General features: G+C 37.6%; 21 protein-coding genes. 15 read left to right on the top strand and 6 right to left on the bottom strand.

Annotated elements, in window-relative coordinates; all coding sequences use genetic code 11:
* The first annotated feature begins 2 nt into the window (after positions 1-2).
* Entirely contained in the window at positions 3-287 is a 285-nt protein-coding gene (locus FC46_RS04835) for a DUF2316 family protein (RefSeq protein ID WP_057798416.1), read from the top strand.
* Positions 288-351: 64 nt separating this feature from the next.
* Here FC46_RS04835 and FC46_RS04840 read toward each other — a convergent pair whose 3' ends face one another.
* Positions 352-759, bottom strand: a complete 408-nt coding sequence (locus FC46_RS04840; RefSeq protein WP_057798417.1) for a hypothetical protein — start codon at positions 757-759, stop codon at positions 352-354.
* Positions 760-942: 183 nt separating this feature from the next.
* Between FC46_RS04840 and FC46_RS04845 the strand changes: the two genes are divergently transcribed.
* Complete coding sequence (locus FC46_RS04845; protein WP_057798419.1) at positions 943-1,251, top strand: potassium channel family protein; 309 nt, start codon at positions 943-945, stop codon at positions 1,249-1,251.
* 129 nt (positions 1,252-1,380) lie between these two features.
* Here the strand turns inward: FC46_RS04845 and FC46_RS04850 are convergent, their stop codons facing one another.
* The 3 genes from FC46_RS04850 to FC46_RS04860 form a co-directional block, all read right to left on the bottom strand.
* Positions 1,381-1,821 (bottom strand): Rrf2 family transcriptional regulator, encoded by a 441-nt coding sequence (locus FC46_RS04850; protein WP_057798421.1) that lies wholly within the window; start codon positions 1,819-1,821, stop codon positions 1,381-1,383.
* A 24-nt stretch (positions 1,822-1,845) separates the two neighbouring features.
* On the bottom strand, positions 1,846-2,700 hold the full coding sequence (locus tag FC46_RS04855; protein ID WP_057798423.1) for an SDR family oxidoreductase: 855 nt from the start codon (positions 2,698-2,700) through the stop codon (positions 1,846-1,848).
* Between the two features lie 85 nt (positions 2,701-2,785).
* Positions 2,786-3,253, bottom strand: a complete 468-nt coding sequence (locus FC46_RS04860; RefSeq protein ID WP_057798425.1) for a pyridoxamine 5'-phosphate oxidase family protein — start codon at positions 3,251-3,253, stop codon at positions 2,786-2,788.
* Positions 3,254-3,580: 327 nt separating this feature from the next.
* Here FC46_RS04860 and abc-f point away from each other — a divergent pair, with 327 nt between their 5' ends.
* A complete protein-coding gene (abc-f, locus tag FC46_RS04865; RefSeq protein ID WP_057798427.1) occupies positions 3,581-5,083 on the top strand; it encodes a ribosomal protection-like ABC-F family protein in 1,503 nt (500 codons plus the stop codon).
* A gap of 49 nt (positions 5,084-5,132) precedes the next feature.
* Here abc-f and FC46_RS04870 read toward each other — a convergent pair whose 3' ends face one another.
* Both FC46_RS04870 and FC46_RS04875 read right to left on the bottom strand, forming a co-directional pair.
* On the bottom strand, positions 5,133-5,648 hold the full coding sequence (locus tag FC46_RS04870; RefSeq protein ID WP_057798429.1) for a hypothetical protein: 516 nt from the start codon (positions 5,646-5,648) through the stop codon (positions 5,133-5,135).
* A gap of 124 nt (positions 5,649-5,772) precedes the next feature.
* The gene (locus FC46_RS04875; RefSeq protein ID WP_057798431.1) at positions 5,773-6,087 is read right to left on the bottom strand and encodes a hypothetical protein; all 315 of its coding nucleotides are present in this window, start codon (positions 6,085-6,087) and stop codon (positions 5,773-5,775) included.
* 87 nt (positions 6,088-6,174) lie between these two features.
* On the opposite strand from FC46_RS04875, the gene FC46_RS04880 reads away from it, so the two are divergent.
* The 12 genes from FC46_RS04880 (at position 6,175) to alr (ending at position 18,028) form a co-directional block, all read left to right on the top strand.
* Positions 6,175-6,450 (top strand): hypothetical protein, encoded by a 276-nt coding sequence (locus FC46_RS04880; RefSeq protein ID WP_057798433.1) that lies wholly within the window; start codon positions 6,175-6,177, stop codon positions 6,448-6,450.
* Between the two features lie 76 nt (positions 6,451-6,526).
* A complete protein-coding gene (locus FC46_RS04885; protein WP_057798435.1) occupies positions 6,527-8,119 on the top strand; it encodes an APC family permease in 1,593 nt (530 codons plus the stop codon).
* A gap of 124 nt (positions 8,120-8,243) precedes the next feature.
* On the top strand, positions 8,244-9,860 hold the full coding sequence (locus FC46_RS04890) for a glycoside hydrolase family 13 protein (RefSeq protein ID WP_057798437.1): 1,617 nt from the start codon (positions 8,244-8,246) through the stop codon (positions 9,858-9,860).
* 325 nt (positions 9,861-10,185) lie between these two features.
* On the top strand, positions 10,186-10,845 hold the full coding sequence (locus FC46_RS04895; protein ID WP_057798440.1) for an amino acid ABC transporter permease: 660 nt from the start codon (positions 10,186-10,188) through the stop codon (positions 10,843-10,845).
* On the top strand, positions 10,826-11,500 hold the full coding sequence (locus tag FC46_RS04900; protein WP_057798442.1) for an amino acid ABC transporter permease: 675 nt from the start codon (positions 10,826-10,828) through the stop codon (positions 11,498-11,500). The genes FC46_RS04895 and FC46_RS04900 overlap by 20 nt, the downstream gene beginning before the upstream one ends.
* 10 nt (positions 11,501-11,510) lie before the next feature.
* On the top strand, positions 11,511-12,251 hold the full coding sequence (locus FC46_RS04905; protein ID WP_057798445.1) for an amino acid ABC transporter ATP-binding protein: 741 nt from the start codon (positions 11,511-11,513) through the stop codon (positions 12,249-12,251).
* Positions 12,252-12,262: 11 nt separating this feature from the next.
* On the top strand, positions 12,263-13,129 hold the full coding sequence (locus FC46_RS04910; RefSeq protein ID WP_057798447.1) for a transporter substrate-binding domain-containing protein: 867 nt from the start codon (positions 12,263-12,265) through the stop codon (positions 13,127-13,129).
* Positions 13,130-13,223: 94 nt separating this feature from the next.
* Positions 13,224-13,469, top strand: a complete 246-nt coding sequence (locus FC46_RS04915) for a type B 50S ribosomal protein L31 (protein ID WP_057798449.1) — start codon at positions 13,224-13,226, stop codon at positions 13,467-13,469.
* A gap of 136 nt (positions 13,470-13,605) precedes the next feature.
* Positions 13,606-14,973, top strand: coding sequence for a UDP-N-acetylmuramoyl-tripeptide--D-alanyl-D-alanine ligase (locus FC46_RS04920; protein ID WP_057798451.1), 1,368 nt, complete (start codon positions 13,606-13,608; stop codon positions 14,971-14,973).
* Positions 14,974-14,986: 13 nt separating this feature from the next.
* A complete protein-coding gene (gene cshA, locus FC46_RS04925) occupies positions 14,987-16,462 on the top strand; it encodes a degradosome RNA helicase CshA (RefSeq protein ID WP_057798452.1) in 1,476 nt (491 codons plus the stop codon).
* A 79-nt stretch (positions 16,463-16,541) separates the two neighbouring features.
* Positions 16,542-16,901, top strand: coding sequence for a holo-ACP synthase (acpS, locus tag FC46_RS04930; protein WP_057798453.1), 360 nt, complete (start codon positions 16,542-16,544; stop codon positions 16,899-16,901).
* A complete protein-coding gene (alr, locus tag FC46_RS04935; RefSeq protein ID WP_057798455.1) occupies positions 16,898-18,028 on the top strand; it encodes an alanine racemase in 1,131 nt (376 codons plus the stop codon). Before acpS ends, alr begins: the two co-directional genes overlap by 4 nt.
* Positions 18,029-18,034 lie beyond the last annotated feature (6 nt).

Below are 18,034 nucleotides of genomic sequence, written 5' to 3' on the forward strand. Positions count from 1 at the left end.
CAATGTTAACTAAGACTGAAGTTAAAAATACTCGCAATGAATTACAACAAAACTTTGATCGCTTAGGATATGAAAAAGACAGGATTTGCCGTGAAGCTGAAATTTCTCCAGCAGCATTAGATGCAGCTCTACAGATGAATAATCCTGTTCCGAATGATGTGTGGAAAGTTCGTGATTATTTAGAAGATATGTTAGTAAAAGAAGGAAAAGAAGTTTATCCTTGGACACGCTTAGCGGATCATAGTGCTAATCGCTGGTTTGACTATGATACACCGTGGAGAAGGTAAAAATTTCAATGTAAACAAAAACGATGTTCTGTAATTCATTATGAATTATGAAACATCGTCTTTTTTAGTTTTCTTCACTGTCATCATTAGATTGCGTTTCGTTAGAAGACTGAGTTGATGATTGATTATTTTCTTGTTTATTATTCTGCTCGCTACTTTGAGATTGACTACTTTGTTTATTCTCGTTAGTAGAAGATTGTTTTTTGGCAGAATTCTTGTTTTCTTGCTTTGTATTCGAACTGGAACTTGAAGAACTGCTACTTGAATCTGAATTTGATGAATCAGATGAGTTAGAAGAGTTATCGACTTTATCATTCATACTATTGGATGTTGAATTCTGCTTGTTAGATTTGCTGTTGGTAGCACTTGCAGGCGGATTTTGGTGATTATTATTACTAATATAAACGCCGGCTCCGCCACCTCCTATGACAAACAACGCAAAAATAGTACCCCAAAGAATTAGTTTTTTCACTTAAATCACACTCCAGTATATTAGTTCTACTAAATTTTGGGTTTTATTGGTAACTAATAGTTTAAATTATCCTGTTAGCACAGTAATTATAAAACATTTAATTTTAAGAAATGTTAATGTTTTTGATTTTTCTATCTCGTGTTAGACTGAAAATGAAAACGTCAAATTAAATAGGGGATCATAATGCGAAATCTAAGAATATTGAGAAAAATCACTACAACTACCGGCTTTAATAAATTTACGGCGTCTTTTGTGACCTATCTACTTGTTGCAAGCGGGATTTTGTATTTGGCAGAGCCGAGCCTCCATAGTTATGGTGATAGTTTGTGGTATGCCTTTGTCACAGCAACGACTGTTGGGTATGGTGATCTTGTCGCAACTACGATTTTGGGACGGATTATCTGTGTTACTTTGACGCTGTATGGCTTGATTTTCTTTGGCTGCTTGTCGGGTGTAATTGTCAATTACTATAGTGAATTGAATAAGAAATAGTTAATGAAAAAGGAACCCCCTCGGAGTTCCCCTTTGAAACAGGCCGCTTTAAGAGCGGTAGTTAAATTTGCTTTTTACTTACGCTACTCAATAACCTGTCAAAGTTTATAATTGAGCGGCGTTTTTTGTTTAACTCATCTTTTCTTTCTTCTCTTGTCTTTCAAGAATATCATCAATCACATCTGCCAAAGTAATCTGCTTCATTCGCATATAGGCAAAGTCTTCAATTTCATCATAGAAGTGATTAAGTGAATCTTGAATGTTACTACCAACTACACATCTTGGATTAGTCTTAGGATCAACGTGAAGAAGCGTATGGTCTATATTGATCGCCTGATAGACATCATATAAACTGATATCTTTTGGCTTCTTCTTCCACACAGGAGCAACCTTACCTCTTTGAGTTTCGATAATGCCAGCATTACGCAATTCTGACATCAATAGACGCACAATACTTGGATTAGATTCAATACTTGCAGCAATTGCTTTACTTGAAAGATCGCCATCTTTAACAATTTCTAGGTAGCTGAGTAAGTGGATGGCGTCACTTAATTTATAAGAGTATTTCATATGGTTATTGTAACTTGTCGTCAATTAACGAGCAAGAATTTCTTTAATTGCATCTTCGATTGGAGTTAATTCATGGCCTAATGCTTTTTCTAAATCATCTGAATTTTCATCAAGTGCGCCGGTATCAATTGGTGATTGAAATGATGCAAAGAGGGCAGCAGTGTCATGGTCTAAGCCAGTCTTCTCAAGTGCAGCAATGTAGTCATCTTCTGAAACTTGCTTAATTTCAAAATCGTTGCCAGTTGCCTTTTGAAGAGCATGACCTAAATCATCGTAGGTTCTAGCTTTTCCAGCAAGTTCGTAAACTTCTTGTGGATTATCGTTTGCAACAATCTTTGCAGCAGCTTCGGCATATTCACGCTCAAGTGCCCAACCAGCATGGTTATTTGCCCAGTAAAGGACAGGTTGGTTAGCACTGCCGCTTTGCAAGAAGCCAATTTCATTTTCAAGGTACCAGTTGTCGCGTAAGAATGAGTGCTCGATTCCAGCAGCCTTAATGGCGTTTTCGGTAATTCTGTGATCTTCAGCTAATGGGGTAGTTGAATTTTGTGCATCAGGGAAGCTGGTATAAGCAACGAATTTAACGCTGTTGTTTTTCATAGCATTTATAACGTTTTGATGCTCTTCAGCACGGCCGATCTTGCCACCGGGTTGTGAAGAAATAAAGAGGACGCGGTCAATGCCTTTAAGAGCAGCATTCATTGATTCTACATCTTCGTAGTCGCCGCGGCGAACTTCATTGTTAGGGAAAAGTTTAGCAGCTTTTTCTTCATTACGTGCGATAACAACAACGTTGTCAGCACCAACCAACTTGTTTAATTCCTTAACAGCAGCTTGTCCTAAGTTACCAGTTGCGGCAGTAATTGCATATTTTGTCATAAGTGAAGACTCCTTTTTAAAACCTGTTTGTTTAAAACTTACATCAATTATCATAATACATGTATTTTTAATGTCAACATGTTTTTTAGAATTTTAGTCCTTTTTGGAAAATTGGCTGCTGACGTAAGTCATAAATTGAACCGCTAATTGGGATAATTGCAAAAGGACGTAAGATCTCGCGGCGCTCAGAATGATTAGCCGAAATTTGTTGCATTTCGGGCCTTTTTGCAAAGATTTCATCCAAGTATTTTTGATCAACTTCTTGAACCAAACCATCTAAAGTAAAGCCGACACTTGATAAAGTTTCATCGCCCTTAAGCCCAGTAATTGAAATGCGGGGATGGTTCTTCAGCCGGTTATAGAAAGCTTTTTGATAAGTGGTGGCAAAGATTAACTTATCGCTGTTCTTTACTTCAATATCGGCAACATTAGTATGGGGATCACCATTTTCATCAACTGTACCGAAGATTACTGATTGAAATGAATCAACAATCAAGGATAAGAACTCATCATTTGTAATTGGATTATTTAACATTGGAACTTGTTTACGCATAAATTTCACCTCAAAACGACTGTAATATGTTGAAATTATAAAAACAAGTAAAAAGAAATATTATTTTGACAATCATTTTGGAAGATGATAAACTTCCATTAATCAATTGAAATCAAATACAGAAAGAAGTGTTCGCCGTTGCGTCTTTAATCTTACAAATCAAGCATAGTCAAATAAAAGTTCTTTTTAAATAAGGGATACTATGCACTTTTTAGCAAGATTTAAAGATAGGCGAGATGCTTCTTTTTTCATACACCGAAATTAAGAAGAGAGTCTGTACTTTATTGCTGAAAGTGCGGACTCTCTTTTTGCGTGAGGTGATTTTTGATGAGCAATATTAAAGTGATTAACCTTTCCTTTGGGTATGAAGACGCTAGTGGCAACATTTTTAACAACTTGAATTTGGACTTAGATAGTTCATGGAAGCTTGGACTTGTCGGTAGAAACGGCCGGGGTAAGACGACTTTCTTAAATCTTCTGCGAGGAAAATTGCGCGGACTTGGGGAAATCAGAACAGATCTAACATTTTCTTACTTCCCACTTGAAGTTAACGATCCGCAAAATATCGCACTGTATGAATTGCAAGAGCAGCTTGATTTTCAGCAATGGCAACTTGAAAAAGAACTGCGCTTAATGGGCGTTAATCCAGATCTTCTTTGGCAGCCTTTTGCTACATTAAGCGGCGGAGAACAGACTAAAGTGCTCTTAGCGACATCGTTTTTGGAAGAAGACAGTTTTCCATTAATCGATGAGCCAACTAATCATTTGGACGAACATAGCCGTTTTCAGATTGCTGATTATTTGAAAAAACATGATAAAGGCTACATTGTTGTTAGCCATGATCGCGACTTCCTAAATCAAGTGACTGATCATGTCTTAGCGATTGAAAACACTGAGATTCACTTATATCAAGGTAATTACGCTAGCTATGAAGGTACCAAAGACCGACGCGATCAATTTAACCGGGATAAAAATGCGAAGCTAAAGGGCGAGATTAAGCAGCTTAACAAGACCTATGTTCAGTTCAATAACTGGTCTGACAGTATTGAAGCGCAAAAATATTCTGGCATGAAAACGCAACATGTTTTGAATCGCCGCACTCGTTTGAATAAAGGTGCGATTGGCCATGCAGCAGCTAAAATGATGAAAAAAGCCATCAATACTAGAAATAGAATCGATAAAAGAATAGATGAGAAAGAAAACTTGATGGTCAACATTGAAGACGTGCCAAGCCTTGAAATGAATTTCGAAAAGAATTACCACTCAACTCTTTTTGAAGTGAGAGATTTTGGTCTAAAAATTGGCGACAAGCAGCTTTTTAGCGATCTCACACTGATTATGCAGAATCAAGGTGTAGTAGCCCTAGAAGGTGATAATGGCTCAGGAAAAACCACTTTATTAAAGTATCTGCTAAGTAGGCAAGAAGGAACCACTCATCAAGGAAGTATTGAAAAGATTCAGGGCTTACGCATTTCCTATTTGCCGCAAGGTTTCACAGAATATACAGGTGATTTGAAGGCATTTTCTGCTAAACACAAGATTTCATATGAAGAGCTCTTGAATAATTTGAAAAAGATGGGCTTTCCTAGGAGTGACTTTAATACCCCGATTGAAAAGATGAGCATGGGTCAGCAGAAGCGGGTGGCCTTAGCTAAATCATTAGTTGAACCAGCCGATCTCTATTTCTGGGATGAGCCAGCGAACTATCTTGATGTCTTCAACCAAGATCAATTAGTTAAGTTACTCAAAGAAAAGCAACCGGCAATGCTTTTGATTGAACACGATCAGCACTTCATTAGTGAAGTAGCCAAAACAAGAATTAAAATCTAACAAAAAATCTCCCAAAAGCTTCGTAATGGAAACTATTGGGAGATTTTTTCTATTTAGTCAACTTATGTACTTTATGAGCCAAAACCATTTCTTTGTTACGGTCTTCATAAATAGCGTCTTTCACGTAATTCCAAGGTGCAATCAAGCGGCCCTTGTTGTTTTTACGGAATAAGAAATCAGCATGGTGATTATCTAAGTGACGCAAATATCTCTTGGCATTTTGAATGTGCGTATGATGTTTTAACGCAAGTCTTGGTTCAAAATCGATAATTTGATGGTCAGAGTTGAAAACGGGTCTTACTTTATGGTGCCAGCTTTTGGTATCGGAAATATGGCGACTAACTTTCTTACCGGCCTCAACGATGTTTTCCTTAGTGGCAGGACTATTCTGATCTTTCAGCTCGGCATGTGGATCTAAATAGTAGTTCCCTAAACCATCTTGACGATAAAGTCTTAACTTCTTGAAAGATTTATTCTTTTTGTCCATTCTAACTTCGATAACATCGCCATTTTCATGATTCATTAAATACATGTGATGCTTTTTAACATAGTTTACTTTTTTCATGATCAGAATCTCACCTCTATTAACTTTAAAATTATAAACATTTTTGTTTAAAATGTATAGGTGTACAACATAATAACACAAGATTTGTTTAAAGCAAGGCTTACGTACTTTCTATTATAAGCTATTAACTTTTCAAAGACTTCTCAAGTTCTTTACTGAACTCACTTTTTTGTAAAGTGGTGGTTAAATAATAGACTGTCGCTTGCTGATGGTGAACAGTGAAGGCGATTCGGACAGAACCGATATTGCCCAGATTAAGCCGCATTTCGTAACAAGGCAGCTCGTTTATTTTTTGACGAGTAGCAAGTTTTACTTTACTCATCCCAGTTTCGACTTCTTTTTCAATTGCTTGCGTAATCTTCTTTTGAGCAATTTTTTGAGTGTTGGGATGTTTTTTGAAGAAGGCTTTGCAGCCGTTTTTATCGAAATCTAACTCCAACTAAATCACTTCACTTTTCCTATCCACAATAAGATCTTAATACAAATTTACCATTAATTATAGCGAAAGGATTGTGACTAACAAGTCATGCGTTTAATTTCAGTTAAACAAGCTAAGGCGCTTCTAAAGCAAATGTGTACAAATAAAAATAAGTATCATGAAGTGAAATTGTTAACTGCTAAAAAAGATCGCAGTATTACTGTTAAAAATGATGGTGAAAAAGTCACTTTGATCGAAGAAGGCTACCTTCATTTAGAAGAAAAGTATTCACTTGAAGATATTTCAGAATGCCGCCGTGCTATTCAAGCAGCTTTTAAGAAGGAATTTCCACGCAGCAACCGGGCATATCTAATAACAGGATAAGTTGAAATTATCTACCTATATAGTTTGTTTTTTTGATATAATTAACAACTAAATACCTAGAGATAGAAGTGATTATTTGGAAAACAATAAAAGACAAAAAATCGGCCTCTTTTCAGCCGTTATGCTTGCTCTTAATTCTCTAATCGGATCGGGCTGGCTATTTGGATCAGGATCAGCTGCCAAAATTGCAGGGCCAGCTGCCATTCTTTCCTGGATTTTGGGAGCGATAATTATTATTGCAATTGCCTTAACTTATGTTGAACTTGGGTCAATGTTTCCCGAAAGTGGTGGGATGAGCCGGTATGCTCAATATAGTCACGGACCATTACTTGGTTTTATTGCCGCCTGGGCTAACTGGATTTCTTTAGTGACTTTAGTACCTATGGAAGCAGTTGCCGCAGTTCAATATATGTCGTCTTGGCCATGGTCCTGGGCTAATTGGACACGCAATTTTATGCATAAAGATACGATTACTGGTGAAGGGTTGTTAGTCGTTTTCTTATTTATGATTATTTTCACTTTGATCAACTATTGGTCGGTGAAGATCATGACCCATTTCACTAACTTGATTTCAATTTTTAAAATTGCTTTGCCAACTTTGACCATCATTATTCTAATGTGTTCAGGTTTTCATGCCCAAAACTTCGGTAGTAATTTCCATGAGTTCATGCCGTATGGAACTAGATCAGTCTTTGAAGCAACATCTGTTTCAGGAATCATCATGTCTTATGATGCCTTCCAGACCATAATTAATATGGGGGGAGAAGTTGAAAATCCACGTAAAAATATTGTTCGCGGGGTTTTAATTTCGATGTTAATTACTGCCGTAATCTACGTGATGCTTCAGGTAACCTTTATTGGAGCAGTCGAACCACAAATGCTAGCAAAAGTTGGTTGGCATGGTATCGACTTCACTTCACCATTTGCAGATTTAGCAATTTTACTTGGAATTAATTGGCTAGTAATTTTACTTTACCTTGATGCCTTTGTTTCGCCATTTGGAACTGGGGTTGCTTTTGTAGCAACAGCTTCTCGCGCACTTGCTGCAATGACGCACACACGCCACTTGCCAAACTGGTTAGGCCGATTAAATCAAAAATACTTTATCCCACGTGCTGCAATGATTGCAGACTTTGTTTTAGCAGCAATTTTGGTTAGTGTCTTTAGAAATTGGAATTTACTTGCTACAGTTATTGCAGCATCAACCTTGATAGCATACTTAACCGGTCCGGTTACAGTAATGACTTTAAGAAAGATTTCTCCAAGTTTAAATAGACCTTTTAAGCCCAAATTTATGGTTTGGCTTGCTCCAGTAGCTTTCGTTTTAACTAGTTTAGCAATTTACTGGTCAATGTGGCCAACTACAATCCAAGTTATTTTTGTAATTGCCTTAGGCTTGCCTATTTACATTTATTATGAAATTCGTTACCAACATTCAGATTTGAAAGAACAACTTAAGCATTCTTGGTGGCTTATTGGTTATATGATTTTTATGTCAATCATGTCATATGTAGGTAGTGAAGGACTTGGCGGGCGCAATTTTATTCCTTATCCAATTGATTTTGTTGTTATTATTATTGCCTCGCTTGCTTTCTATTACTGGGGTATTAATAGCAGTATGAAGCATGTTGATGAACGTGCTGAAAAAGTAAATAAAAAAAGTTGGTAACAAAGCTGAGTGAATAACTCGGCTTTTTTGATACCGTTAACATTTTGGATATATTTGTAAAGCGGTTACATTTTGTTAGATAATAATTTTAAAAGAAAGATATATAGAAATGAGGAAAATGTAAATGACGCCTTGGTGGAAAAAAGCAGTAGTTTATCAAGTTTATCCAAAATCTTTTCAAGATAGTAACGGTGATGGAATCGGTGACTTACAAGGAATTACCAAACGCTTACCATATCTTGAAAAATTAGGTATCGATGCAATTTGGCTTTCTCCCGTTTATCAATCACCTCAAGTGGATAACGGTTATGACATTTCAGATTATGAAGCAATTGATCCGCAATATGGCACAATGGCTGACATGGACGAATTGCTTAAAGAAGCAAAGAAACACCACATTAAAATTGTGATGGACTTAGTTGTTAACCATACTTCCGATCAACATGAGTGGTTTGTTGAAGCAAGAAAGAACAAGGATAATCCTTATCGTGACTATTATATTTGGCGTGATCCAGTTGATGGGCATGAACCTAACGATATGAAGTCCGCTTTTTCCGGTTCTGCTTGGAAATTCGATGAAAAAACTGGTCAATATTACTTACACTTATTCGCTGAACAACAACCTGATTTAAATTGGAAGAATCCAGAATTGCGTCAAAAGATCTATGACATGATGAACTTTTGGATTGATAAGGGGATCGGCGGCTTCAGAATGGATGTAATCGAGCTGATCGGAAAGGATCCAGACAAGAATATCCGCGAAAACGGTCCGATGCTTCACCCATATTTGCAAGAAATGAACAAGAATACTTTCGGTGGCAAAGACTTAATGACTGTTGGTGAAACTTGGAATGCGACACCAAAGATTGCGGAAGAGTACTCTGATCCAGCACGCCATGAATTATCAATGGTCTTCCAATTTGAAAACCAAAGTCTTGACCAACAAGCAGGTAAAGAAAAATGGGACTTAAAGAAGCTAGATCTAGGCGAACTTAAGAAAGTTCTGGTTAAATGGCAAACAGAAATTGATTTTGATCATGCTTGGAACAGTCTTTTCTGGGAAAACCACGATATTCCTCGAGTAATTTCGCGCTGGGGTAATGATAAAGAATATCGCGTGCAATCAGCTAAAATGTTTGCAACCGTTCTTCATTTAATGCACGGGACACCTTACATCTATAACGGTGAAGAAATTGGGATGACTAACTGTCCAGTTAAAGATATCTCTGAAGTTGAAGATATCGAAAGTGTCAACATGTACAATGAGCGCTTGGAAAATGGAGCAAATAAAGATGATTTGATTCACGCAATCAACGTTAAGGGTCGCGATAATGCTAGAACCCCAATGCAATGGGATGATAGTACAAATGCTGGCTTCACAGATGGCAACCCATGGTTGCACGTTAACCCTAACTATAAGGACATTAATGTTGAGAAGGCTTTAGCTGATCCAGATTCAATCTTTTACACTTATCAAAAATTGATCAAATTGCGTCATGAAAATGACATCGTGGTTGATGGTGATTTTGAATTAGTTGATACTAGCGATGAAGTCTTAGCATATTACCGCAAGTTAAACGGTGAAAAATGGTTGGTAGTTGCTAACTTGTCTGGGGAAGAACAACAATTTTCAAGTAACGAAGAAATCGCGGATGTTTTATTGAGCAATTATCCAGAAAGAGATAATCTAAATGCTCTTAGCTTGAAACCATATGAAGCATTTGCTGTTATCTGCAAATAATTAATAGTTATTAAAAATATTTGAAAAAGTTATTTGACAAAAAGTAAGTATAAACTTATGATGATTATAGTTGAAAAATGACTTATTTGAAGTAAGGAGAAAATAATGGAACTTTTAGCTTCTGTAAAAGTGAATAAATGCTGCTGCAGTTGTATGCAGTTTATTTCACATGCAGAAAAGTTTCAGTGATCGTTCTTCCAGGTGATTTTTCTTAACTAACGATATTTATCAGGGATCTACGTGCTGAAAGAGTACGTAGATCTTTTTATATTGAAAGACCTATGGAATATGGGTCTTTTTGTTTTGGTTAAAAAGGAGGATATGAATGGATTGGACAGTTATGCAGAAAGCATTGCCAGTGTTTGCTCAAGGCTTTGAGTTGACCTTATGGTTATCCATACTTGGGATTATCGGTTCAATTATTGTGGGAGTAATTGCGAGCTTAGTGCAATATTTTAAGATTCCAGTATTAAGTCAAATTTTTAGAGCTTATGTGGAATTAGCGCGTAATACACCGTTGTTAATTCAACTATTTTTCTTGTATTATGCCTTTCCAGTAATCGGCTTAAAAATGTCAGCTGAAGTTTGCGGGATTGTCGGTTTGATCTTTTTAGGCGGAGCATATATGGCAGAAGGCTTTAGCGGAGGATTTGACGGTGTTAGTCGCAGTCAAATTAATAGTGGAGCAGCTCTTGGTATGAATCGCTATCAATTAGCTCGCTATATCGTACTTCCGCAAGGCTTTGCTTTGAGCATGCCGGCTTTAGCTGCTAATATTATTTTCTTGATTAAGGAAACGTCAATTTTTTCAGTGATTGCAATTCCAGAATTAACTAATACTGCGCTTGATTTGATCGGGATGTACTATCGTTCCAATGAATACTTATTAATGCTGGTTATTGCATATGCAATTATTTTAATTCCGGTAATTTTAATTTTGACTTGGCTTGAGAGGAGAGTTCGCTATGGTGCATTCGGGGATTAATGTTTTATTTGAAGGGAAAAACTTTGCCCGTTTGATGGCGGGATTGTGGACTTCAACATGGATTGCAGCAGTTTCATTAATTATTGGCTTAATTTTGGGGCTGATTTTTGGAATTCTAAGAACTCGTCCTAATAAAGCAGTACGTTTTATCTTACGGTTATATTTAGAGTTTTTCAGAATAGTGCCAACAGTTGTACTACTTTATTTGGTTTATTACATTTTGCCTAGATCGTTTCACATTAACTGGTCAGCTAGTTGGATGGCGGTCTTAGCCTTTAGCTTGTGGGTTGCAGCAGAATTTAGCGATATTGTCCGTGGTGCAATTGAATCTGTGCCGAAGAGTCAAAGAAATTCTGGTTTAGCTTTAGGACTCAATCAAGTGCAATTATTCAGATATGTCTTATTGCCACAAGCAGCTAAATTAGAATTACCAGCAACAATTAACTTGGCAACGCGGGTTATTAAGACAACTTCATTGTTAATGTTGATCAGCGTCATGGAAGTCATTAACGTGGGGCAACAAATTATTGAAGCAAATAATCAGCGCTACCCAACCGGTGTTTTCTGGGTATACGGTTTTATCTTTATTTTGTACTTTATTATCGATTATCCTCTATCAGCATGGGCTAAGAGTTTAACAGCAAGACAGAAATAGGTGAAAGACAATGACAGAAGAAATTTTAAAAGTTGAGCATTTAAATAAGTTTTATGGCAAGCGGCAAGTTTTGTTTGATATTAATTTTGATTTGAAAAAAGGTGAGGTATTAACCTTGCTTGGTCCTTCAGGGTCAGGTAAGAGTACTTTGCTTGAAACTTTGAACGGACTTGAAGACTATCAAGGTGGATCTATTTATTTTCACGGTAAAAAAATTAATCCAACTCCTAAGGAATGGCAATTACTTAGACAAAAAATTGGCATGGTCTTTCAAAGCTATGACTTGTTCCCTAACTTAACAGTAATGGAAAATATTTTACTTGCTCCAGTTAAGGTGCAAAAGCGTAATGAAGATGAAGTCAAAAAAGAAGCGCTGGATTTATTAAAGCGTGTAGAGCTTGATCAATATGTTGATGCATATCCAAGAGAATTGTCAGGTGGTCAGAAGCAAAGAATTGCGATCGTGAGAGCTCTTGCGATGCATCCAGAAGTAATGCTATTTGATGAAGTTACTGCTTCTCTTGACCCAGAAATGGTACGTGGAGTTTTGAAAATTATCCAAGCTTTGTCTGATAAAGATCACATGACCATGATCATTGTTACTCACGAAATGAATTTTGCTGCTAAGATTGCGGATGAAGTTTTGTTCTTAGAAAACGGTAAGATCGTAGAAGACACACCCGGTGAAGAATTCTTCGCTAATCCTAAGACAGATCGAGCTAGAGCATTTTTAGAGAGTATGGATTTTTAGGGTAAAAACAAATGAAAAAGAATCTTTTTAATATCATTATGAGCTTCCTAGCCGTCATTACAATTGCGACTGCAGCTTTTTTCGGTATCAGTCAGCCTAATTTAACAAGCTCTGCTTCAGGAGGCGGTTGGAGTAATGAAAATAGTGTGTCGGCCATTAAGCGTCGTGGCTATATTCGCATCGCAGTTTTTGGCGATTTGCCGCCTTATGGCTGGGTTAACTCTCAAGGAAAGCGTGTGGGGTATGATGTTCGCTTGGCCAGAAAAGTAGCCAAAGATATGGGGGTCAAAGTTAGATTTGTTCAAGTTAATGCCAACAATCGAATTGATACTTTGAATTCAGATAAGGCTGATTTGGTTTTAGCCAACTTCACCTTAACTCCTGAGCGCCGCAGTGTTGCTAGCTGGGCTAAGCCTTATATGAAGGTGTCTGTCGGAGTGATTTCACCCAAAAATAAGCCAATCACTGAGGCTAGTCAATTAAAAGGTAAGAGTGTAATTGTTACCAAAGGTACCACTGCAGAGAATTATTTCACAACGCAAAAAGGAGTAGGCTTACTCAAATTCGACTCTAAGACTCAGCAATTTAATGCTTTTAAAAATAATCGTGCTGCTGCCTTAGCAGATGATAATTCATACTTGTATGCTTGGGTTAAGAAAAATCCAAAGTTTACAGTTGGTATCAAGAATATCGGACCAAATCAATATATTGCTCCAGCAGTAAAGCGTGGAAATAAATCTTTGCAAAATTGGATGAACCGAGAAATTACTAAGCTTAATCGTCAATCTTATTTTACTTATGATTACAACAAAGAATTAAAGCCATACTTTGGTAAAGAAATTAGACCAAGCGATATTGTCTTAAAGCAAGGAAAATAGGCTTGAAACTTATGCTTGAAGGTGGTATCCTAATAGACGTTAATCGATTAATCTATGATCTGAAATAAGATCATGGCAAAAGGAGTAAAAAATTATGAAACAAGGTATTCATCCAGATTTCCACCAAGTTGTCTTCATGGACTCAGCAACTGGTGCTAAGTTCTTAGCAGGTTCAACTATGGAATCACAAGAAACTGTAGATTACGAAGGTAACACTTACCCATTAATTCGTGTTGAAATTTCTTCAGATTCACACCCATTCTACACTGGTAAGCAAAAGTTTGCTCAAGCAGATGGTCGAATCGAAAAGTTCAACAAGAAGTATGGCATGAACAAGTAATTACCGACAATCTGGTGAAAGGCAGTCCCGTTCGGGGCTGTTTTTTGTTTTTGTACAGTTAGCTATTTGGCAGATGAGACGAAAGAACGTATAATGGTTGCTGTACTAAAATATGTTTTATGGGAGTAAATAATCGATGAAAATGCAACTGGCTGAAATTGCCAAAGCTTTAGATACAACGTGTGAAGGCGACGACCAAACTATTATTACTTCAGTTGCCTTTGACTCCAGAAAGATTACTGAAGGTGGTCTTTTTGTACCGCTTGATGGTGAAAGAGATGGACATGATTTTGTAAACAGTGCTATTTCTAATGGTGCTTCTGCAACTTTATGGAAGAAGGATCACCCTAACAAGCCAGATAATATTGCTGTTCTTGAAGTGGATGATCCACTAACTGCAATGCAAACTCTGGCACATTACTATTTGCGCAAGGTTAATCCAACCGTGGTCGGGATTACTGGCTCAAATGGTAAGACTACCACTAAGGACATGTGTGCTGCTGTTTTATCTAAGCGGTTTAACGTGCATAAAACACAGGCTAACTTCAATAATGACATCGGTGTGCCAATGACCATCTTAGAAATGAAACCAAATACTGAAATTTTGGTTTTGGAAATGGGGATGGACCGTCCAGGGCAATTGCACCACTTGAGTGAATTGACTCATCCAGATGTTTGTGTAATTACCATGATTGGTGAAGCTCACATTGAATTCTTTGGCAGTCGTGATAAGATTGCAGACGCTAAGATGGAAATTACTGACTTCTTACGTGAAGATGGTGAATTTATCTACAACGGTGATGAACCATTGCTTGTTGAAAGAGCACAAAAACTTGATCAAGTGAAGTCAACTTTTGGCTTCAAGGATAATGACACTGTTTATGCAACCAGCTTCAAGAGTTACAAGCACCACGCTACTTTCACAGTAAATGATTCTGAGCAAAATTTCTCAATTCCAATGATTGGTAAACATAATGTATCAAATGCGATGGCAGCCTTAAGTGTTGGTCGTCATTTTGGCGAAAGTGATGAAGAAATTGCGGCTTCTTTGTCAGACTTTACTCCGACTGCTAACCGAATGGAATGGGAAAAAGGTGACGTTGGCGAAGATATCATGAGTGATGTCTACAACTCTAACCCAACCGCCGTTCGTGCAGTACTTACTAGTTTTGGTCAAATCGTGATGCCAAGAGGTGGCCGCAGAATTGCGGTCCTTGGTGATATGTTGGAATTAGGTGAAGCTTCTGCAGCTCTTCATGCAGGCCTTAGAGACAGTCTTGACCCACAAGTAATTAATGAAGTTTACTTATACGGCACGGAAATGAAGAACTTGTATGATGCCTTGCAGGATAAATATGACGCCGCAAACTTACATTACTATCCTGTTGACCGTATGGAACACATGATTAATGATTTAAAGAATGATATTAAGCCGGACGATATTGTGGTATTAAAGGGCTCTCATGGGATGCACCTTGAAAAAGTAGTGGACCGGCTTAGATAGGAGAAATTTTTTAGTGAAATTTTCGGAATTAGGATTAAACGATGCGTTGCTGAAAGCAATTAAGCGATCAGGGTTTGAAGAAGCTACTCCAATTCAAGCAGAAACTATCCCGCTTGCTTTAGAAGGTAAGGATGTAATTGGTCAAGCTCAAACTGGTACTGGTAAGACTGCTGCTTTTGGGTTGCCAATTTTACAAAAGTTAGAAAAAAAGAAGGCAATTCAAGCAGTTATTATTGAGCCAACCCGTGAACTAGCAATTCAGACACAAGAGGAGCTTTTCAGACTTGGCCGTGATGAGCACGCTCATGTCCAAGTTGTTTATGGTGGAGCAGATATTGGCCGCCAAATTAGATCGTTGAAGCATACTCCAGCTATTTTGGTAGGTACTCCTGGTCGACTTTTGGATCACTTGAAGCGTAAAACCATCGATTTGTCCGAAGTTAAAACAGTTGTTTTAGACGAAGCCGATGAAATGCTTGATATGGGATTTATTCAAGATATCGAAAGCATTTTGAACTACTCAAAAAATCGTGAACAAACTTTACTCTTTAGTGCAACTATGCCTAAGCCAATCTTGCGTATTGGTGAAAAATTCATGCACGATCCAGAAATTGTTCGTATCAAGGCAAAAGAGCTGACTGCTGACTTGATTGATCAATACTTTGTCCGCGCAAAAGAATCAGAGAAATTTGATATTATGTGTCGCTTGATCGATGTTCAAGGACCAGACTTGGCGGTTGTCTTTGGGAGAACTAAGCGCCGCGTTGATGAATTAACTCGCGGTTTGCAAGCTCGCGGCTATAACGCAGCTGGAATCCATGGTGATTTATCTCAAGCACGCAGAATGAGCGTTTTGAAGAGATTCCGTGAAGGAAAGTTAGATATTTTAGTCGCTACTGATGTGGCAGCTCGTGGTTTGGATATTTCAGGAGTTACACACGTTTATAACTACGATATTCCACAAGATCCAGATTCATACGTTCACCGTATTGGACGTACTGGTCGTGCCGGTCAAAATGGAATCTCAGTAACTTTCGTTACACCAAATGAAATTGGCTACATGAGAACCATTGAACAATTGACTAAGAAGAAGATGTCGCCACTTCGCCCACCAACAGATGATCAAGCTTTGCACGGTCAATTAAAGCAAGCTAAAGCTGAAATTGAAAACTTGATGAATGGTGATTTAGGCAAGTATGAAGATGATGCTAATGAATTATTGGAAAATTATTCTGCATTGGACTTGGTTTCTGCCTTCCTAAAGAACCTTTCTAAAGATGCTAGTGAAGTTAAGGTTAAGATTACTCCTGAAAAACCATTACCATATAAAGGCAATGGACGCAGAAATAATCACGGGCGTGGCCGAGGTAGAAATGATAATCGTCACTATCGCGGACGCAATAACAACCACCGTGATCATAACCGTAAGGACCGCAATTTCCGAGGCCGGGGCAATAAGCACGATTTCGTAATAAAGAAAAAAGATTAAGATTTACTACTTAATTGATGAGTTGCCATGTGCAACTCATTTTTTGGATTATAATTATTTTTGTGTGAGGTGAGAAAAAATGATTAAAGGTGTCGGAATAGATACTATTGAAGTTGAAAGAGTTAAAAAAATCGTTGAACGTGGAGATAGTTTCGCAAAGAAGGTTTTAACTCCGAAGGAATTTGAACAATACAAAAAAATGAAAGGTAAGCGCCAAGTTGAATACTTAGGAGGTCGTTTTTCCATTAAAGAATCTTTTTCAAAAGCAATGGGAACAGGTCTTGGCAAGACTGTAGGCTTTCAAGATATAGAAACACTATGGGATGAACTTGGTCACCCAGTGACAACATCTACTAAGTATGATGGTCGCATTTTCCCAAGTATCTCACATGATAATCATGAAATTGTTACATTTGTAGTTTTGGAGGATCCAGAATGATCGCAGGAATTCACCGTCCAGCAGTTGTCAAAGTTAACTTGGGCGCAATTAGACAAAATATTGAAAATGAAATAAAGAATTTACAACCTGAACAAAAGTTGTTTGCCGTTGTTAAGGCAAATGGTTATGGACACGGTGCAGTTCCAGTCGCAAAAACAGCACTTAAAGCAGGTGCTAGTGGTTTTTGTGTAGCTATTTTGGATGAAGCTCTTGAATTAAGAAGAGCTGATATTGTGAAGCCAATTTTGGTTTTAGGAGTAGTTTCACCAGAATATGCTCCAATTGCTGCTGCTAATGATATTTCTTTGACGGTGCCTAGTCTTGAATGGCTCAAAAAGGCAGAAAAGGAACTTGAAAATACTGATTTACAGTTAAAGATTCATTTAGGTATAGACTCAGGGATGGGGAGAATTGGCTTTTATGAAGATGAAGAATTTACAGAAGCCAATGATTTTTTGAAAGACAATCCTCACTTCTTTGTGGAAGGGATGTTCTGTCACTTCGCTTCAGCTGATAGCGCAGTTGATACTTACTTCCAAAAGCAAGTTGCTAAGTTCAATCATATGAAGAGCCTGCTTAAGATCAAGCCTAAATGGATTCACTGTGACAATACTGCTGCCAGCATTTTTGGTAAAGATATTCCAAGTGATATAGTTAGATACGGGATTGGTATTTATGGTTTAAATCCTTCATCTAATCCAAGTAGCCCAGATTTGAAGTCTAATGTTGAATTAAAGCCAGCTTTATCTTTTGTTAGTGAATTAACTGAAGTTAAGACGATTCATCAAGGTGACGGGGTTGGTTACGGCTCAACTTTTGTCGCTGATGAAGATACTATCATTGGGACTGTTCCGGTTGGTTACGCTGACGGCTGGATTCGTCACTTCCAAGGCTTTAAAGTTAAGGTGGGCGACAGTTATTGTCCGATTGTCGGCCGCATCTGCATGGATCAATTTATGGTCAAAATGCCAAAGAAAATGCCAGTTGGCACCAAAGTTGTTTTGATTTCGGACAAACCTGAAGATCCTAATAATATTAAGGCCGCAGCTGATTATGTTGATACTATTCATTATGAAGTTGCATGCCTTCTTAGTGATCGTTTACCAAGAGTTTATTACGAAGATTAAGCAAAA

This window comes from Lactobacillus kalixensis DSM 16043, assembly GCF_001434335.1.
Lineage (GTDB): Bacteria > Bacillota > Bacilli > Lactobacillales > Lactobacillaceae > Lactobacillus > Lactobacillus kalixensis.

What these genes read in the sequence shown, in the direction of transcription:
- FC46_RS04835 (WP_057798416.1), top strand. Translation starts at nt 3, where the DNA reads ATGTTAACTAAGACTGAAGTTAAAAATACTCGCAATGAATTACAACAA.
- FC46_RS04845 (WP_057798419.1), top strand. Translation starts at nt 943, where the DNA reads ATGCGAAATCTAAGAATATTGAGAAAAATCACTACAACTACCGGCTTT.
- FC46_RS04850 (WP_057798421.1), bottom strand. Translation starts at nt 1,821, where the DNA reads ATGAAATACTCTTATAAATTAAGTGACGCCATCCACTTACTCAGCTAC.
- FC46_RS04855 (WP_057798423.1), bottom strand. Translation starts at nt 2,700, where the DNA reads ATGACAAAATATGCAATTACTGCCGCAACTGGTAACTTAGGACAAGCT.
- FC46_RS04860 (WP_057798425.1), bottom strand. Translation starts at nt 3,253, where the DNA reads ATGCGTAAACAAGTTCCAATGTTAAATAATCCAATTACAAATGATGAG.
- abc-f (WP_057798427.1), top strand. Translation starts at nt 3,581, where the DNA reads ATGAGCAATATTAAAGTGATTAACCTTTCCTTTGGGTATGAAGACGCT.
- FC46_RS04870 (WP_057798429.1), bottom strand. Translation starts at nt 5,648, where the DNA reads ATGAAAAAAGTAAACTATGTTAAAAAGCATCACATGTATTTAATGAAT.
- FC46_RS04880 (WP_057798433.1), top strand. Translation starts at nt 6,175, where the DNA reads ATGCGTTTAATTTCAGTTAAACAAGCTAAGGCGCTTCTAAAGCAAATG.
- FC46_RS04890 (WP_057798437.1), top strand. Translation starts at nt 8,244, where the DNA reads ATGACGCCTTGGTGGAAAAAAGCAGTAGTTTATCAAGTTTATCCAAAA.
- FC46_RS04895 (WP_057798440.1), top strand. Translation starts at nt 10,186, where the DNA reads ATGGATTGGACAGTTATGCAGAAAGCATTGCCAGTGTTTGCTCAAGGC.
- FC46_RS04900 (WP_057798442.1), top strand. Translation starts at nt 10,826, where the DNA reads ATGGTGCATTCGGGGATTAATGTTTTATTTGAAGGGAAAAACTTTGCC.
- FC46_RS04905 (WP_057798445.1), top strand. Translation starts at nt 11,511, where the DNA reads ATGACAGAAGAAATTTTAAAAGTTGAGCATTTAAATAAGTTTTATGGC.
- FC46_RS04910 (WP_057798447.1), top strand. Translation starts at nt 12,263, where the DNA reads ATGAAAAAGAATCTTTTTAATATCATTATGAGCTTCCTAGCCGTCATT.
- FC46_RS04915 (WP_057798449.1), top strand. Translation starts at nt 13,224, where the DNA reads ATGAAACAAGGTATTCATCCAGATTTCCACCAAGTTGTCTTCATGGAC.
- FC46_RS04920 (WP_057798451.1), top strand. Translation starts at nt 13,606, where the DNA reads ATGAAAATGCAACTGGCTGAAATTGCCAAAGCTTTAGATACAACGTGT.
- acpS (WP_057798453.1), top strand. Translation starts at nt 16,542, where the DNA reads ATGATTAAAGGTGTCGGAATAGATACTATTGAAGTTGAAAGAGTTAAA.
- alr (WP_057798455.1), top strand. Translation starts at nt 16,898, where the DNA reads ATGATCGCAGGAATTCACCGTCCAGCAGTTGTCAAAGTTAACTTGGGC.